11 protein-coding genes and 2 tRNA genes are annotated in these 16311 nt (G+C 56.5%); 8 read left to right on the plus strand and 5 right to left on the minus strand.

Going from position 1 to position 16311, the window contains the following annotated elements; all coding sequences use genetic code 11:
• Window positions 1-132: 132 nt before the first annotated feature.
• Window positions 133-1047 carry a helix-turn-helix transcriptional regulator gene (locus AC1DFB_RS15845; RefSeq protein ID WP_170408751.1) on the plus strand — a complete coding sequence of 305 codons (915 nt, stop codon included), beginning with the start codon at window positions 133-135 and terminating at the stop codon, window positions 1045-1047.
• On the opposite strand, the gene AC1DFB_RS15850 is transcribed toward AC1DFB_RS15845, so the two are convergent.
• The gene (locus tag AC1DFB_RS15850; RefSeq protein WP_480921645.1) at window positions 1040-2254 is read right to left on the minus strand and encodes a winged helix-turn-helix domain-containing protein; all 1215 of its coding nucleotides are present in this window, start codon (window positions 2252-2254) and stop codon (window positions 1040-1042) included. The genes AC1DFB_RS15845 and AC1DFB_RS15850 overlap by 8 nt on opposite strands.
• Window positions 2255-2260: 6 nt before the next feature.
• Complete coding sequence (locus tag AC1DFB_RS15855) at window positions 2261-3286, minus strand: LacI family DNA-binding transcriptional regulator (RefSeq protein ID WP_170399205.1); 1026 nt, start codon at window positions 3284-3286, stop codon at window positions 2261-2263.
• 114 nt (window positions 3287-3400) lie between these two features.
• Here AC1DFB_RS15855 and AC1DFB_RS15860 point away from each other — a divergent pair.
• Window positions 3401-3477: transfer RNA gene (locus tag AC1DFB_RS15860), tRNA-Arg, on the plus strand.
• Between the two features lie 88 nt (window positions 3478-3565).
• On the opposite strand, the gene hmgA is transcribed toward AC1DFB_RS15860, so the two are convergent.
• Together hmgA and AC1DFB_RS15870 are read right to left on the minus strand one after the other, a co-directional pair.
• Window positions 3566-4927 carry a homogentisate 1,2-dioxygenase gene (gene hmgA, locus AC1DFB_RS15865; RefSeq protein WP_170613482.1) on the minus strand — a complete coding sequence of 454 codons (1362 nt, stop codon included), beginning with the start codon at window positions 4925-4927 and terminating at the stop codon, window positions 3566-3568.
• Window positions 4928-5237: 310 nt separating this feature from the next.
• Window positions 5238-5324 (minus strand) — tRNA-Leu (locus tag AC1DFB_RS15870).
• Window positions 5325-5521: 197 nt separating this feature from the next.
• Between AC1DFB_RS15870 and AC1DFB_RS15875 the strand changes: the two genes are divergently transcribed.
• Window positions 5522-6505 carry a complex I NDUFA9 subunit family protein gene (locus AC1DFB_RS15875; protein WP_480921646.1) on the plus strand — a complete coding sequence of 328 codons (984 nt, stop codon included), beginning with the start codon at window positions 5522-5524 and terminating at the stop codon, window positions 6503-6505.
• Here AC1DFB_RS15875 and AC1DFB_RS15880 read toward each other — a convergent pair whose 3' ends face one another.
• Window positions 6506-7309 carry an undecaprenyl-diphosphate phosphatase gene (locus AC1DFB_RS15880; protein WP_170408748.1) on the minus strand — a complete coding sequence of 268 codons (804 nt, stop codon included), beginning with the start codon at window positions 7307-7309 and terminating at the stop codon, window positions 6506-6508. It lies immediately after the preceding gene.
• A gap of 228 nt (window positions 7310-7537) precedes the next feature.
• Here AC1DFB_RS15880 and AC1DFB_RS15885 point away from each other — a divergent pair, with 228 nt between their 5' ends.
• From AC1DFB_RS15885 to fzlA, 5 genes are all read left to right on the plus strand, one after another.
• The gene (locus AC1DFB_RS15885; RefSeq protein ID WP_170408747.1) at window positions 7538-8971 is read left to right on the plus strand and encodes an NAD(P)-dependent oxidoreductase; all 1434 of its coding nucleotides are present in this window, start codon (window positions 7538-7540) and stop codon (window positions 8969-8971) included.
• A 109-nt stretch (window positions 8972-9080) separates the two neighbouring features.
• On the plus strand, window positions 9081-13613 hold the full coding sequence (gene gltB / locus AC1DFB_RS15890; RefSeq protein WP_170515240.1) for a glutamate synthase large subunit: 4533 nt from the start codon (window positions 9081-9083) through the stop codon (window positions 13611-13613).
• 185 nt (window positions 13614-13798) lie between these two features.
• Window positions 13799-14749 (plus strand): Hint domain-containing protein, encoded by a 951-nt coding sequence (locus AC1DFB_RS15895; RefSeq protein WP_170515298.1) that lies wholly within the window; start codon window positions 13799-13801, stop codon window positions 14747-14749.
• A 38-nt stretch (window positions 14750-14787) separates the two neighbouring features.
• Window positions 14788-15528: a monofunctional biosynthetic peptidoglycan transglycosylase gene (gene mtgA / locus AC1DFB_RS15900; protein WP_170648953.1), complete on the plus strand. Its 741-nt coding sequence runs from the start codon at window positions 14788-14790 to the stop codon at window positions 15526-15528.
• A gap of 60 nt (window positions 15529-15588) precedes the next feature.
• Window positions 15589-16254: an FtsZ-binding protein FzlA gene (fzlA, locus tag AC1DFB_RS15905; RefSeq protein WP_170399162.1), complete on the plus strand. Its 666-nt coding sequence runs from the start codon at window positions 15589-15591 to the stop codon at window positions 16252-16254.
• Window positions 16255-16311: the final 57 nt, after the last annotated feature.

Raw genomic sequence — 16311 nt, forward strand, 5'->3', positions numbered from 1 at the left:
TGTTTGCCGTCGTTCAGACCTCGTTTTAGGCCCCAAACTATAAGCATTGTGGGCGGAGAAGGTAATATTCGTTGCCCGTAGATGGTTCGCGTCGTAGCCTCATCCTTACCTTTAACAAACGGTTCAATGCAGATGGATGGGCCCAAACCGCCAGAACCGGCACCGCCTGCACATATTGCAAAGCAGGATTTGAGCGAACGAGTGGGCGCGCGTGTACGCCGGGCGCGTCAAATGCGAGGCATCCCGCGCCGGATCCTGTCTGAGAACTCGGGCGTTTCCCCACGCTATTTGGCGCAGCTTGAGGCGGGTGAGGGCAACATCTCGATCGGCGTGTTGCACCGTGTCGCACAGGCACTGGATTACAAAGCCGAATGGTTGATTGGTGAAGATGATCCGTGGGATTCGGATGCTTTGCAGATAGTTGAGCTTTTCCGACAAGCCAGCGACGACGTCAAAGAAAGCGTCAGGCGTGCATTGCAACCTCACCCAGATGAGGATGCACGTGCGCATCGGGTTTGTCTGATTGGGTTACGCGGAGCGGGTAAGTCAACTCTTGGTGCTATGCTGGCCGCTGCACAAAGACTGACGTTTGTTGAGCTCACAGCCATGATTGAAGAGATGGCCGGCATGCCCATGTCTGAAGTGATGGCGTTCTACGGGCAAGACGGGTATCGCAATCTGGAAGCGCAGGCGCTGGATCGGGTGATTGCAGAGCATGATCGGGTCGTGCTGGCAGTCGCGGGCGGGATAGTATCAGAGCCTTCGACCTATGCTACCCTGCTTGGCCGGTTTCACACCATCTGGCTGCGCGCGTCACCGACCGAGCATATGGACCGCGTGCGCGCCCAAGGCGACGAACGCCCGATGGCTGGAAATCCCAAGGCGATGGAGCAGCTCAAGAACATATTGGCCAGTCGCGAGGCTTTGTATGGGCGGGCAAATGCGCAGCTAGATACATCGGGCAGGGCGCCCCATGTTTCGCTGAACGAGCTGCGCCTACTGATTGAGGAACAAGGTTTCCTGATCGAAAAATTGGGTTCTATTTAGGATCTTTCAGCCAATCCTTTTCAAATTCCACCCCGTCCAGTTCCGCAAATCGCCGTACCCGGTCCAATTCGGCCTGCAGGCGGCGGGTTCTTGCGTCAGACCAACGCACCGACCGTTCTGGCCATACGGATCGGACTTGCAACAGTCCACGGTCTCGCTGGGCCTTCATGTCGATGCGTCCGATCAACCGGTGCCCTTCAAGCAACGGAAAGACATAATAGCCGTAGGTACGCTTGGGTTCGGGTACGAACACCTCGATCCGATAGTGGAATCCGAACAACCGCTCGGCCCGGTTCCGGTCACGCAACATAGGGTCAAAAGGGCTGAGAACTCTGATCCGGCCCGGCGCATCGGGCAGCTCTGTAGCGTGTTCACATAGACCGGGGCGGGCGAACACTTTTCGTTCCCGCCCGTCTGCGCATTCGGCGCAGATCTCTTCGATTTCACCCTGTGTTAGAGCCTGTTGGCACCAGGATTTTGCCTCGGCAGCGCTTACCGTATCCCAGAACGCGGCAAGCTCTCCCGATGTGGCGAACCCCAGCCGGTCGAGTGCGGCGTTACACAACCAATCCACAGTTTCATTTGCGTCGCAATGCAAATTGCCGGGGCAAAGTTGAGTTTCTATAACCCGCTCTGTCAGATCATAGCGTTTCTGAAACCCATCGCGTCCAACCACGGTCAGCGCGCCGGATCGCCAGAGATATTCCAGCGCGGTCTTGGATGGATGCCAGTCCCACCAACCGCCAGATCCCTTTTTCTCGTCTTTTCCGACATCGGACGAGCCAACCGGACCATGGTCGCGGATATGTTGTAGGACGGTTTCGAACTTTTGCTCAAACCCGTCACGCCGCCAGTTCTTCCAGCGGGCTTTCAACATGTCGGCATCGCGCAGGAACCGCAGATGCCAATGGCGATAGAATTCCATTGGGATCACCGCCGCATCGTGCGTCCAATGCTCAAACAGCGCGCGGTCGCGTTCATAGAGGTGTTTGAGGTGGCGCGCGCGATAGCTGGGCTTACGCGCATATAGGATCATGTCATGCGCGCGAGCGACGGTGTTGATACTGTCGAGCTGGACAAACCCTAAACGATGGATCAGCTGTAACAAGTCATCGCCTTTGGAACTTCCAGTAGGCTGTTCCAAAAGCGCGTGCCGATCCATGAACAGCGCCCGCGCCGCGCGGTTGTCCAGACGTTGCTGCGCCATCGGGAGTTATCGCCGTTTCAGCGTGTCGCCATAGCTGATTTTGGGGGTCAGGGTAACACGGGTTTCAACCTCGGAATCCGGATCGGCCAACTTCGCCGCAATGATCTCGGCCGCGGTGCGCCCAATCTCGGTCCGGCAGGCATCCATGGTGGCCAGCTTGCGTGGTAGTCCCTGCAGCAGCTCCACATTGTTGAATCCGGCCAAACCGATCTGACCGGGCACATCGATCCCTTGGTCCAGCAAATACAGCAGCCCACCCGCGCCGATCATATCGTTGGAATAATACAGAAAATCCAACTCGGGCGAGCGTTCCAGCATCGCTTGTGTCATCTCGCGCCCCTTGGCCAGCGCTGAGCCACCCGAATAAAATTCACGGTCCTCAATCTCGATCCCGTGCTTGCCCAATACTTCGGTGAAGCCTTCGAACCGTTTACGGGCACGGTGGTCTAACGGCATCTTGGTGCCCATAAACCCGATATGCTCATAGCCCGCCTTCAGGATTGCCTGCGCCATTTCGCGCCCGGCGCGGCGGTGAGAGATTCCCACCATCGCATCCACCGGTTTGCCATCAGTATCCATGATCTCGACCACCGGTATGCCAGCTGAATCCAGCATAGCGCGCGCGGCTTCGGTATGCTCCAGTCCGGCAATGATCACGCCTGAGGGCCGCCACGAGAGCATCTCGTACAGCACTTTTTCTTCTTTTTCTGGCAGATAGTCCGTGACGCCAACCACCGGCTGCAGTTCAGTATCTTCCAGCACCTGATTGATACCGGTTAGAACTTCGGGGAAGACCATATTTGACAATGACGGGATGATCACAGCGACCAGATTCACCCGACTTGACGCCAATGCTCCCGCGATCTTGTTGGGCACATATCCCAACTCTTTTGCGGCGGCCAAAACACGGGTACGGGTGGCATCCGACACATCCCCGCGATTACGTAGCACCCGGCTAACGGTCATTTCGGATACTCCGGACGCTTCCGAGACATCACGAAGGGTAAGCGGGCGTTTTGTTTCTGTTGTCACCGAGATACCTGCATTGTTTGTTTGGCCGATGGTAGCGTGAACAGGGCGAATTGTTCAACTGTTGTGCAAAGCTCATGACAATCTGAAAAAACCCCGCTAGAGAAAACGACGCGCGGCCCCGTGGCTCAACTGGATAGAGCAGCCCCCTCCTAAGGGGCAGGTTGCAGGTTCGAATCCTGCCGGGGTCGCCAAGCTTTTCTGAACGTACCCGATTAAATGCGTTACAGATCAAGCGTTCTAAATCTCTGCCCTTTGGGAGACGAAGGAATTATACCCTCGTCACTTCTTGCCGGGTGTGCCGTCGAATTTCTTTTCGATGTCGCTCCAACAGTCGATGTAATCGTCCTGCAGTGGTGCCTCATTGGCGGCGAACGCTGTGAGATGTTGCGGAAAGCGGGTTTCGAACATGAAGGACATGGTGTTCTCCAGTTTGTCTGGCCCCAGGTTTGAATTCGATGCTTTTTCAAAGGCTTCGCGATCCGGGCCGTGGGGCAGCATCATGTTGTGCAGGCTCATACCGCCGGGAATAAAGCCCTGCGGTTTCGCATCATATTGGCCGTAAATATTGCCCATCAGTTCGGACATGATGTTCTTGTGGTACCAGGGCGGACGGAAGGTATCTTCCATGACCATCCAGCGCTCGCGGAACAGAACAAAGTCGATATTTGCGGTGCCGGGCTGGCCTGAAGGTGCGGTCAGAACGGTGAAGATCGACGGATCCGGATGATCGAACAGGATGGCTCCGACCGGGCAATAGGTACGCAGGTCGTATTTAACGGGTGCATAGTTGCCATGCCACGCCACCACGTCCAGCGGGCTGTGACCGATTTTAGTCTGGTGAAACTGGCCGCACCATTTGACGGTCACGGTTGAGGGCACTTCGCGGTCCTCAAACGCCGCGACCGGGGCTTTGAAATCACGCGGATTGGCCATGCAGTTGGCACCGATCGGACCGCGGCCCGGCAGTTCGAATTTCTGGCCGTAGTTTTCGCACACGAACCCGCGCGCAGGGCCTTCCACAACTTCGACCCGGTAGACAAGACCGCGGGGGAGAATGGCAATTTCCTTGGGTTCGAGGTCGATGATCCCCAATTCGGTGTAGAATCGCAGAACGCCCTCTTGCGGCACCACCAGCAGCTCGGAGTCAGCCGAGAAGAAGTAATCATCCTGCATCGAAGTGTTCACCATATAGATATGGCTGGCCATCCCGACCTGAGTGTTCACATCCCCGGCAGTGGTCATGGTGTGCATGCCCGTGACCCAGGTTGTCTGTTCACCGGTATGGGGCACCGGATCCCAGCGGTACTGTCCCAAGCTGACAACGTCAGGATCGACATTGGGCGCTGATTTCCAATAGGGAACATCGACTTTTTCATAGCGATGTGAATGCTTTACTGACGGGCGGATACGATAGCACCAGGTGCGCTCGTTCTGGTGCGAAGGTGCCGTGAACGCTGTGCCTGAAAGCTGCTCACCATAGAGGCCGTAGTTGCATTTCTGCGGGCTGTTCATACCCTGGGGCAGAGCATCAGGAAGCGCTTCGGTTTCGTAATCGTTGCCAAAGCCCGGCATGTACCCTTCGTGCGGCCCTTTCAAGGATGGGGCAACTGTCATGCGTTCATTCTTGGTCAGCTCATTCATTTTGCACGTTCCTTCCGGACAGATACGATCGAATTTAATCGGTGTGGTAATAGTTGACTTTGTAACTAACAAGCGTGACGGGAAGGTATCTTCAAAAAAGATGAGTTTGATTTGCAGGAAATTGCCATAGCCTTGCACCAGGTCCTTCTTAGACTGGCAAAAGGTAGTGCAACAGAGATTGTTAATTCCGGTAGCTACGGGTCGATTCTCGGGGTCAAATAAAGAAATTGACTCAGACAGGCCAAACCAGTCTGATTGTACATCGGTCAAGTGACCGAAAGTGCCAGGGGTTCAAATTTTATGGGAATTTTGGTGCCCAGGAGAGGACTCGAACCTCCACGTCCATACGGACACTAGCACCTGAAGCTAGCGCGTCTACCAATTCCGCCACCTGGGCAGGTGTCGTGGAGGGGCGTTTAAGCTGACTGGCAGGGGGCGTCAACCAGATTCGGGGGGTTTTTGAAAGTTTTTTGATGCGTGCCCCAACTTCTGGTTCACGCGACGGATTTTCAGAGAAGCGCGGCGTTATTGCGCCTTGTTCGACGGGCTCGTGGGCGCTAGATCAAATCAGACCAAGACAGCAGGAGCGCCATCATGTCGAAACTCGTCACGATTTACGGTGGATCGGGCTTTGTCGGCCGATATATCGCGCGGCGTATGGCTGCCGAAGGCTGGCGTGTCCGCGTCGCTGTGCGGCGGCCCAATGAAGCGATGTTCGTCAGACCCTATGGCGCGGTTGGTCAGGTCGAGCCTATCTTGTGCAATATCCGTGATGACGCCTCGGTCGCTGCAGCGATGCATGGTGTGGACGCCGTGGTGAATTGCGTCGGCGTATTGAATGAGCTGGGCAAGAATGCGTTCGACGCAGTGCAGGCCGAAGGTGCCGAACGGATCGCCCGGCTGGCGGCCGCTCAGGGTATTGACCGCATGGTCCATATCTCGGCCATTGGTGCGGATCCCGAATCCGACAGCGAATATGCGCGCACCAAAGCGCAGGGCGAGGCGGGCGTTTTGCAACACATGCCGGGTGCCGTCATTCTGCGCCCATCAGTCATTTTCGGCACCGAAGACCAGTTTTTCAACCGCTTCGCAGGAATGACACGGATGAGCCCGTTCCTGCCGCTTGTTGGGGCGGAAACGAAATTTCAACCTGTCTATGTCGATGATGTTGCGCAAGCGGCAGTTCAAGGCGTTCTGGGCAAAGCGTCTGCCGGTGTTTATGAACTGGGCGGGCCAGAGGTAAAGAGTTTCCGCGCCTTGATGCAGCAGATGCTCGACGTAATTCATCGCCGCCGGATCATCATCGGGATGCCTTTCTGGGCGGCGAAAATCATGGCGGGTGTGTTGGATATCGCGAAGTTCGTCAGTTTTCAGTTGTTTCCGAACAATATCCTGACTCGTGACCAACTTAAGAATCTGCGGCGCGATAATGTGGTGGCGGATGACGCTAAAGGTTTTTCGAACCTCGGGATCGAGCCCGCAACGTTGGAGTCGGTTCTGCCAGAATATCTGTGGAAATTCCGCCCCGCGGGTCAGTATGACGATATTCAGAACTCGGCCAAGAACCTGCGCATCTGATCAGCTATAGGCAATCACCAGCAGGATTGCTCCGAGGATGACCCGGTAGATCACATAGGGTGTGAAACTGACGCTGCGCAGAAGCCGCATCATCAGGTTAAGCGCGAGCAGAGCCGAAACAAAGGCGAAGGCTGCGGCAATCGCTCCGTCCTTGGCCAGCTGTGTATCTGCCTCACGGACGACATCGATCGAAAGCAGGACGCCCGAAGCGATGATCGTTGGTATCGACATCAGCATGGCAATCCGCGCACCATCTTCGCGTGTATAGCCAAGCTGACGAGCGCCTGTGATCGTAATCCCCGAGCGTGAAGTCCCCGGGATTAAGGCCAACATCTGCCACAGCCCCATGATCATTGCGTCCTTTAAGCCCCAGTCCGAACTACGTTTGGTTTGTACCCCCTTTTGATCCATCCAATACAGCACTAACCCGAAGCCAAGCATCGCCCATCCGATGACGGCGACTGAACGCAGAGCCTGCTCAAGCCCCGTCAGGTACACGATCCCGCCCGCAATGACTGTCGGAATCGTGGCGATGACCAAGCCCAGTGCCAACCGCGCCTGAGGCGTCTCAATTCGTCCTCGGATAATTTGTGGTATCCCGGCTAGGGCTTGTTTCACATCTGACCAGAAATAAAGAATAACCGCGCCAAGTGTTCCTACATGGACGGCGACATCGATTGCCAGGCCTTGATCAACCGCGCCAGTCAGGCGGGGCAACAGGATCAGGTGCCCGGATGAAGATACAGGCAAGAATTCGGTGACGCCCTGAATGATCGCCACAAGAATCAAGTGAAAAAGGCTCATCTGCTCTGCCGGTACCGTGCTCGTTTTGTTGAGAACAATGGGTATAAGCGGGCAACGGGAAAGTGAAGTGCTCAGATAGGTCCGAATCGGAACTAAAAACACGACAAATTTCTCTGAAAAAACATCGAGCGATGCAGTTTTCTCAATATAGGTCAGTATTGTTGACTTTTCATCCAGAGTGACATCACTTAAAGAACCCTGACCAAGCCAATTCATGGAGTCTGACCCGTGGCCAAGCAACCGATGCTGAAATTTGTGCAGATCGATCGTGTCATGCCTGAAAAGCGTGCCGCCAGTGACCGCAAAGAGGACTTCGATGAAATCTATGCCGAGTACGCCGCGGAGAAGGCGGCCGAACAGGCCAGCCGATGCAGCCAGTGCGGAGTGCCCTATTGCCAGTCCCATTGTCCGCTGCACAACAATATCCCTGATTGGCTGAACCTGACGGCAACCGGGCGGTTGGAAGAGGCGTATCAAACAAGCCAGGCTACCAACACTTTCCCTGAAATCTGCGGCCGCATCTGCCCACAGGACCGTCTGTGCGAAGGCAATTGCGTGATCGAGCAATCGGGCCACGGTACGGTCACCATCGGCTCGATCGAGAAATACATCACCGATACAGCCTGGGACAAAGGCTGGGTCAAACCCGTTCAGCCTCGTGCCGAGCGCGACGAAAGCGTGGGTATCATTGGCGGTGGTCCCGGAGGATTGGCAGCGGCGGATATGCTGCGCCGGGCGGGTATTCAGGTCACGGTCTATGATCGATATGACCGTGCGGGGGGGCTGCTGATGTACGGCATTCCCGGTTTCAAGCTGGAAAAGGATATCGTCCAACGCCGAAATGACCTGCTGGCAGATGGTGGTGTTGCATTTGAGCTGAACTGCGATGTGGACGCCGCGAAATTCGCGGAAATCCACGCGAAACATGATGCGGTGATTATTGCAACGGGCGTCTACAAATCCCGTGATCTGTCCATGCCCGGCAGCGGTCTGGGTGGGATTGAAAAGGCGATCGATTTTCTGACAGCCTCGAATCGCAAAAGTTTTGGCGATGCGGTTGATGACTTCGACAATGGCCGCCTGAACGCGGAAGGTAAGAAAGTGGTCGTCATCGGCGGGGGCGATACCGCAATGGATTGCGTGCGCACGTCGATTCGTCAGGGTGCGACGTCGGTCAAATGCCTCTATCGTCGGGACCGCGCCAATATGCCGGGCTCGCAGCGTGAGACCCAGAATGCCGAGGAAGAAGGCGTGATCTTCGAATGGCTTAGCGCACCCAAAGGCTTTACCGGCAATGAGCAAGTAAACGGTGTCATGGTGCAGAAGATGCGTCTGGGCCAGCCCGATGCCTCGGGCCGTCAGGCTCCCGAAGTGATTGAGGGCGCAGACTATGTCGAAGAGGCCGATCTGGTGATCAAGGCGCTTGGCTTCGAACCCGAAGACCTGCCCACCTTATTCGGCCAACCTGATCTGCCTGTGACCCGCTGGGGTACAATCAAAGCTGCGTTCCAGACCGGTGCAACCGAGATGGAGGGCGTTTATGCCATCGGCGACATCGTGCGCGGTGCTTCGCTGGTGGTCTGGGCGATCCGTGACGGGCGCGATTGCGCAGATGCCATAATTGAGCGTTTTAACGCCAAATCCGCCATCGCAGCCGAGTGAAACAAAACGCAAAAGCAATTCGAAAAATCCCAGCGGGTATGCGTTCGAAAGCGAACGCCGACAGATGAACAAAAGCCTGTGTGCCCCCTTGGGAAGAAGGAGACAGCCAATGACCAAATATGATGCCGATTGGGTGCGGGCCGAAGAAGCCAAGCGCAAATGGATGGCAGAAAACGGTCTCTATTCAGAGGAAGAAGAACATTCCTCGTGCGGTGTGGGCCTTGTTGTGTCCGTCGATGGTAAGCCGTCACGCAAGGTGGTGGATGCCGGGATCGATGCGCTAAAGGCAATCTGGCATCGCGGCGCGGTGGATGCGGACGGTAAAACCGGGGATGGCGCAGGTATCCATGTGCAGATCCCGGTTCCATTCTTCTATGATCAGATTCGTCGCACGGGTCATGAACCAAACTTGGATGAACTGGTTGCTGTCGGTCAGGTTTTCCTGCCCCGCACGGATTTTGGCGCGCAGGAACAGTGCCGGACCATAGTGGAAACCGAAGTTCTGCGCATGGGTTACTATATTTATGGCTGGCGACATGTGCCGGTTGATGTGACCTGTCTGGGCGAAAAGGCCAACGCGACCCGGCCCGAGATCGAGCAAATTCTGATCTCGAACTCCAAAGGCGTGGATGAAGAGACATTCGAGCGTGAGCTCTATGTCATTCGTCGCCGTATTGAAAAAGCGGCGCTGGCCGCAGGAATCTCGGGGCTGTATCTGGCATCGCTGTCTTGCCGGTCGATCATCTACAAAGGCATGATGCTGGCCGAGCAGGTCGCTGTTTTCTACCCCGACCTGATGGATGAGCGGTTCGAGTCTGCTTTTGCCATTTACCACCAGCGCTATTCGACCAACACGTTCCCGCAATGGTGGCTGGCTCAGCCCTTCCGTATGTTGGCCCACAACGGTGAGATCAACACGCTGAAAGGCAACATCAACTGGATGAAAAGCCACGAGATCCGCATGACCTCGGACAGCTTTGGCGTCTATGCCGAGGATATCAAACCGATCATAGCGGGCGGATCGTCGGATTCTGCCGCATTAGACTCGGTATTCGAGGTCTTGGTGCGTGCTGGGCGCTCGGCGCCGATGGCGAAAACCATGCTGGTTCCGGAAAGCTGGTCCAAGCAAGCTATCGAGCTGCCGCAAAGCTGGCGCGACATGTATTCCTACTGCAATTCAGTGATGGAACCTTGGGATGGCCCTGCTGCGCTGGCAATGACGGATGGCCGCTGGGTATGTGCCGGTTTGGATCGGAACGGTCTGCGCCCGATGCGCTATGTGGTAACCGGCGATGGTCTGGTCATCGCGGGGTCCGAGGCGGGTATGGTGCCGATTGATGAGGCCACAGTGACCGAAAAAGGCGCGCTGGGACCGGGCCAGATGCTGGCTGTCGATATGAAAAAGGGCAAGCTGTTCCGCGACAAGCAGATCAAGGACAAACTGGCCCGAGCACTGCCGTTTGGCGACTGGGTCGGCAAGATCAACGATCTGGACGAGTCACTTGCGGGCGTTACGGAACACCCGAAATTCACTGGAGAAGAACTGCGCAAGCGTCAGATCGCGGCCGGGTATTCTGTAGAAGACCTAGAACAGATTCTTGCCCCGATGGCAGAGGACGGCAAAGAGGCGCTGGCTTCGATGGGGGATGATACGCCCTCGGCTGTTCTGTCCAAGCAATACCGCCCGCTTAGCCACTTTTTCCGGCAGAACTTCAGCCAGGTGACGAACCCTCCGATCGACAGTTTGCGTGAATACCGTGTGATGTCGCTGAAGACGCGGTTCGGCAACCTTAAGAACGTGCTGGACGAAGACAGCAGCCAGACCGAGATCATCGTTCTGGAAAGCCCCTTTGTAGGCAATGCACAATGGGACACCCTGGTCAATCAACTGGGTTCACCCCTTGCGGAGATCGATTGTAGCTTTGAACCCGGCCGAGGCGCTCTGAGCGCCGCCTTGGCACGTGTTAGAGCCGAAGCAGAAGAAGCCGTGCGCTCGGGCGCGGGTCACTTGGTTCTGTCTGACATGAATTCAGGGCAAGGTCGTGTGGCGATGCCGATGATCCTGGCCACCAGTGCTGTGCATTCGCATTTGACCCGTCAGGGTTTGCGGACCTTTTGTTCGCTGAACGTGCGGTCTGCTGAATGTGTTGATCCTCATTACTTTGCGGTTCTGATCGGCTGTGGCGCGACTGTTGTGAACGCCTATCTGGCCGAAGACTCACTGGCTGATCGCATTGACCGTGGTCTGCTGGACGGCACCCTGACCGAAAACGTTGCGCGCTATCGCGAAGCCATCGACCAGGGTCTGCTCAAGATCATGGCCAAGATGGGTATTTCGGTGATCTCGTCCTATCGCGGTGGTCTGAATTTCGAAGCCGTGGGTCTCAGCCGCGCGATGGTGGCCGAGTATTTCCCGGGCATGACCAGTCGTATCTCCGGCATCGGTGTCACCGGCATTCAGACCAAAGTCGAAGAAATTCATGCCAAGGCGTGGGACAGCGGTCTGGATGTTCTGCCCATCGGAGGTTTCTACAAAGCGCGTAAATCGGGTGAGACCCACGCGTGGGAAGCAACCTCAATGCACATGATGCAAATGGCCTGTAACCGCGCCTCATATGAGCTGTGGAAACAGTATTCGGCCAAGATGCAGTCCAATCCTCCGATTCACTTGCGCGATCTGATGGATTTCAAGCCGCTGGGCAAGCCGGTGCCGATCGAAGAGGTCGAATCGATCACTTCAATCCGCAAACGCTTTGTCACTCCAGGCATGTCGCTGGGTGCCCTCAGCCCCGAGGCGCACAAGACACTGAACGTGGCGATGAACCGGATTGGCGCGAAGTCGGATTCCGGCGAAGGTGGTGAAGACCCTGCGCATTTTGTGCCCGAGCCCAACGGTGACAACCCGTCGGCCAAGATCAAACAGGTGGCCTCGGGCCGGTTCGGCGTGACCGCCGAATACCTGAACCAGTGCGAAGAGCTTGAGATCAAGGTCGCCCAAGGCGCGAAACCGGGTGAGGGCGGTCAGCTGCCGGGTATGAAAGTCACAGACCTGATCGCGCGTCTGCGGCATTCTACCAAGGGTGTGACGCTGATATCGCCGCCGCCGCACCACGACATCTACTCGATCGAGGATTTGGCGCAGCTGATCTATGACCTGAAACAGATCAACCCGCGCTGCAAAGTGACGGTTAAGCTGGTGGCGTCCTCGGGCGTTGGCACGATTGCTGCCGGTGTGGCCAAGGCGAAAGCGGATATTATCCTTATTTCGGGTCACAATGGCGGCACTGGGGCCTCACCTGCGACCAGCATCAAATATGCCGGCCTGCCATGGGAAATGGGCCTGACCGAAGCCCATCAGGTTCTGGCGATGAACAACCTGCGCGACCGTGTGACCCTGCGCACCGATGGTGGCCTGCGCACCGGTCGTGACATCGTTATGGCCGCGATGATGGGCGCCGAGGAATACGGCATCGGTACCGCCGCCCTGATCGCAATGGGCTGTATTATGGTGCGTCAGTGCCAGTCGAACACCTGTCCGGTGGGCGTGTGTACGCAGGACGAATCGTTGCGTGCCAAGTTTACTGGCAACGCGGACAAGGTGGTGAACCTGATCACCTTCTACGCACAGGAAGTGCGAGAACTGCTGGCTAGCCTCGGCGCTCGTTCGATTGACGAAATCATCGGTCGTGCTGATCTGCTAGCACAGGTCAGCCGCGGATCGGCGCATCTGGATGATCTGGACCTCAACCCGCTGTTGATCACCGTCGATGGCGCACATGATATCGTCTACAACCGCGACAAGGATCGTAATGCAGTGCCGGATACGCTGGATGCCGAGATTGTGCGCGATGCGGCGCGCTTCCTGAAAGACGGTGAGAAGATGCAACTATCTTACGCGGTGCAGAACACGCATCGGACCGTGGGTACACGTGTCTCAAGCCACATCGTCCAGAATTTCGGCATGCGGAACACGTTCCAGGACGATCACTTGCATGTGAAGCTGCAGGGTTCGGCGGGCCAGTCACTGGGGGCTTTTGCCGCTCCGGGTCTCAAGCTGGAGGTCTCGGGTGATGCCAACGACTATGTCGGCAAGGGGCTTTCGGGCGGCATGATCGTTGTGCGGCCCCCGCAGGTGAGCCCGCTCAAGGCGGAATATAACACCATCATTGGCAACACCGTCCTATACGGTGCCACCGATGGCCACCTATTTGCAGCAGGCCGCGCAGGTGAGCGGTTCGCGGTGCGAAATTCAGGTGCCAGAGTAGTGATCGAAGGCTGCGGCTCGAACGGATGTGAATACATGACCGGCGGTGTTGCGGTTATTCTCGGCGATATCGGTGCCAACTTTGGTGCGGGGATGACGGGTGGTATGGCTTATCTGTACGACCCCGAAGGCAAGGCCGAAGCGCTGATGAACATGGAGACGCTTGTCACCTGTCCGGTGACAGTGGACCATTGGGAAGATCAGCTGAAAGCAATGATCGAGCGCCATGTCGCGGAAACCAATAGCCGCAAAGCCATTGATATCTTACAGCATTGGGATGTGGAAAAGACCAACTTCCTGCAGGTTTGCCCGAAAGAGATGTTGAACAAGCTCAGTCATCCTTTGACCACCGAAGTGGCGGCGGTTCCTGCAGAATAAGTCTTGAGAGATCTAAATCTTTGGCCCGGCGTGTCGTTCCCAACACGCCGGGCATTCTTTTGTCTGGCCATATTGTTTCCAATTCTTGTGTAATGCCGTGCATAACGCCTAGCTTTAGTCATAGTTTATTCGGGAAATGCAGGCATGCTGCTATCCCAATGATGTGAGTGAAGTGGAATATCGGTGTGCCCACGACGTATACAGACCAGTTTTTTGTGCTCGACCCGGCCAATCCGGGTGCGAACGGAACCGTTGTTGGATCCACGCTGAACGTCGAGTTCTTTGATATCATCGATCAGAATGACGATGATCTGGTCAACCGGCTGAATGGAGACTCGGTTGACGGATCTGACATCACTGCGTCTTACTTCGATGATATGGTGACGATCGAGTTGCCGGGTGGTGCGCAGGTTACATATACCGGCGTTACCTTCTACCTTGCTGACGGGCGCGAGGTTTTTACCCCAACAGACGGATCGGTTCTGCAGCAAGGCACGTTTGTTTCTTCTTCAGTCACCGATTTTAGCGATGATGGGGCTTCGTTTGGTTCGGTCGATATCGCCAACGGTGATCTCGGTCCGCCCTGCTTTACGCCCGGCACATTGATTAATACCCCCGATGGGCCCCGGCCGGTCGAGGACCTGAAACTTGGAGATCTGGTTACGACCGCGGATAGCGGCGCTAAACCTGTGCTCTGGATTGGTCGGACCAAGGTAGCAGCCGAGGGTAAACTGGCCCCAATTCGGTTCGAGACAGGGATGTTCGGGCTCACGCGCCCTTTGCTTGTTTCGCCGCAGCACAGGATGCTGATCGATGATTGGCGTGCACCCTACCTGTTTGGCCATGAAGAAGTTCTGATCGCTGCCCATTGTCTTGTGAACGGAACAACAGTCACGCGTGTCGAAGGGGGCGAGGTGGATTATATCCACATTCTGTTCCGGCGACATGAGATCGTGTTCGCCAATGGCGCCAAAAGTGAAAGCTACTACCCGGGACATGCACTGACCCAGGCCGAGCGTCGGACGCAAGCAGAAGTATTGGCCTTGTTCCCGGAGTTGGCGGCGCGCGGAGCAGCCTCAGTCAGAACTGCACGCCCGGTTGTGCGACCGCGCGACGGACAGATGTTGTCGAAATAATCCGTTTCAAATACGCCCTTCGCGGCGTATAGCAAGGCATGGCAAAAAAAGCAGTCCGCAAACCGCGCGGTAAGAAAAAGAAGGCGTCCAGATCAAACAAAACAACAGGCCCCATCGCTCGGATACGGCGCTGGGCCCTTCGTGTTGTTCTGGCGATGGTCGTGGCTTTTGTGTCTTTGGTTCTGATCTATTCAGTCGTGAACCCGCCGGTCACGCATACGATCTGGTCCGAGTGGCGTCGGCTTGGGAAGGTTGATCGCGAGTGGGTGCCGATCGAAGAGATTGCCCCGATCATGGCGCGGTCGGTCGTAGCAGCCGAGGATGCCAACTTCTGCCTGCATTGGGGCTTTGATGTCGAAGCGATCCGCGATGCGCTGGAAGATGGCGGTAGCCGGGGTGCATCGACCATCACGCAGCAGGTGGTCAAGAATGTATTTCTCTGGCAGGGGCGCAGCTGGGTCCGCAAGGCGCTTGAAACCTCGATGACTCCGGTTGTTGAAATCGTCTGGAGCAAGCACCGCATTCTCGAAGTGTATCTGAACGTCGCGGAAACCGGACAAGGGATCTTTGGCGTCGAGGCCGCGGCGCAGAAGTATTATGGGGTGAGTGCGGCAAAAATGTCTCCGACACAAGCGGCGCGTGTGGCGGCGATTCTGCCATCCCCGCGCAACCGGTCGGTGACGGATCCATCGGTGCGGACCCGCAGGCGTGCCGCGTCAATTCTGGATGGAGCGGCCACCATCCGCGCAGATGGACGCGCCGCGTGTTTCGAGGATTGAAACCCAGACCCCTCAGCGGCTAAAGCTTGAAGGGTACTCTACTGGTTCGAATGGAAGTTCATGGCGCGTCTGTTTCACGTCCCCCTCTCGCCCTATTGCCGCAAGGTTCGCCTGTCTCTGGCCGAAAAGAAGATCGAGGTTGAGCTGGTCGAAGAACGATACTGGGAACAGGACCCGGATTTTTTGCGCCGCAACCCGGCGGGTAAGGTTCCTGTGCTGCGACTGGATGGTCAGATCATGGCCGAGAGCGCCGCGATCTGCGAATATATCGAAGAGACCCGACCCGAGCCACCCTTGATGCCTAAAAAAGCCGAAGCACGTTATGAGGTGCGGCGTTTGGTAGGCTGGTTTGATGACAAGTTTCACCACGAGGTGACCTCAAAGCTACTGTATGAGCGGGTGAACAAGAAAGTAACGGGGCAAGGCTATCCGGACAGCAAGAACGTCAAGGAAGGCGCGCGCGCGATCAAGTATCATCTGGATTATATGGCCTGGCTGCTGGATCACCGTCGCTGGCTGGCCGGAGATCAGATGACATTGGCCGATTTCGCCGCGGCGGCGCATCTGTCGGCGCTGGATTACATTTCGGACGTAGATTGGAACCGAAGCTCTGCGGTGAAGGACTGGTACGCCAAGATCAAATCCCGCCCGGCGTTCCGCTCTATTCTGGCGGATCAGGTTCCGGGATTCCGGCCACCGCCACATTACGCGGATCTGGATTTCTGATAGATTGAGGGGTAGGGGGCTGTCCGCCCCCTCTTGGCCATTGGGCCAATTCACCCC

This window comes from Ruegeria sp. S84 (assembly GCF_056583445.1).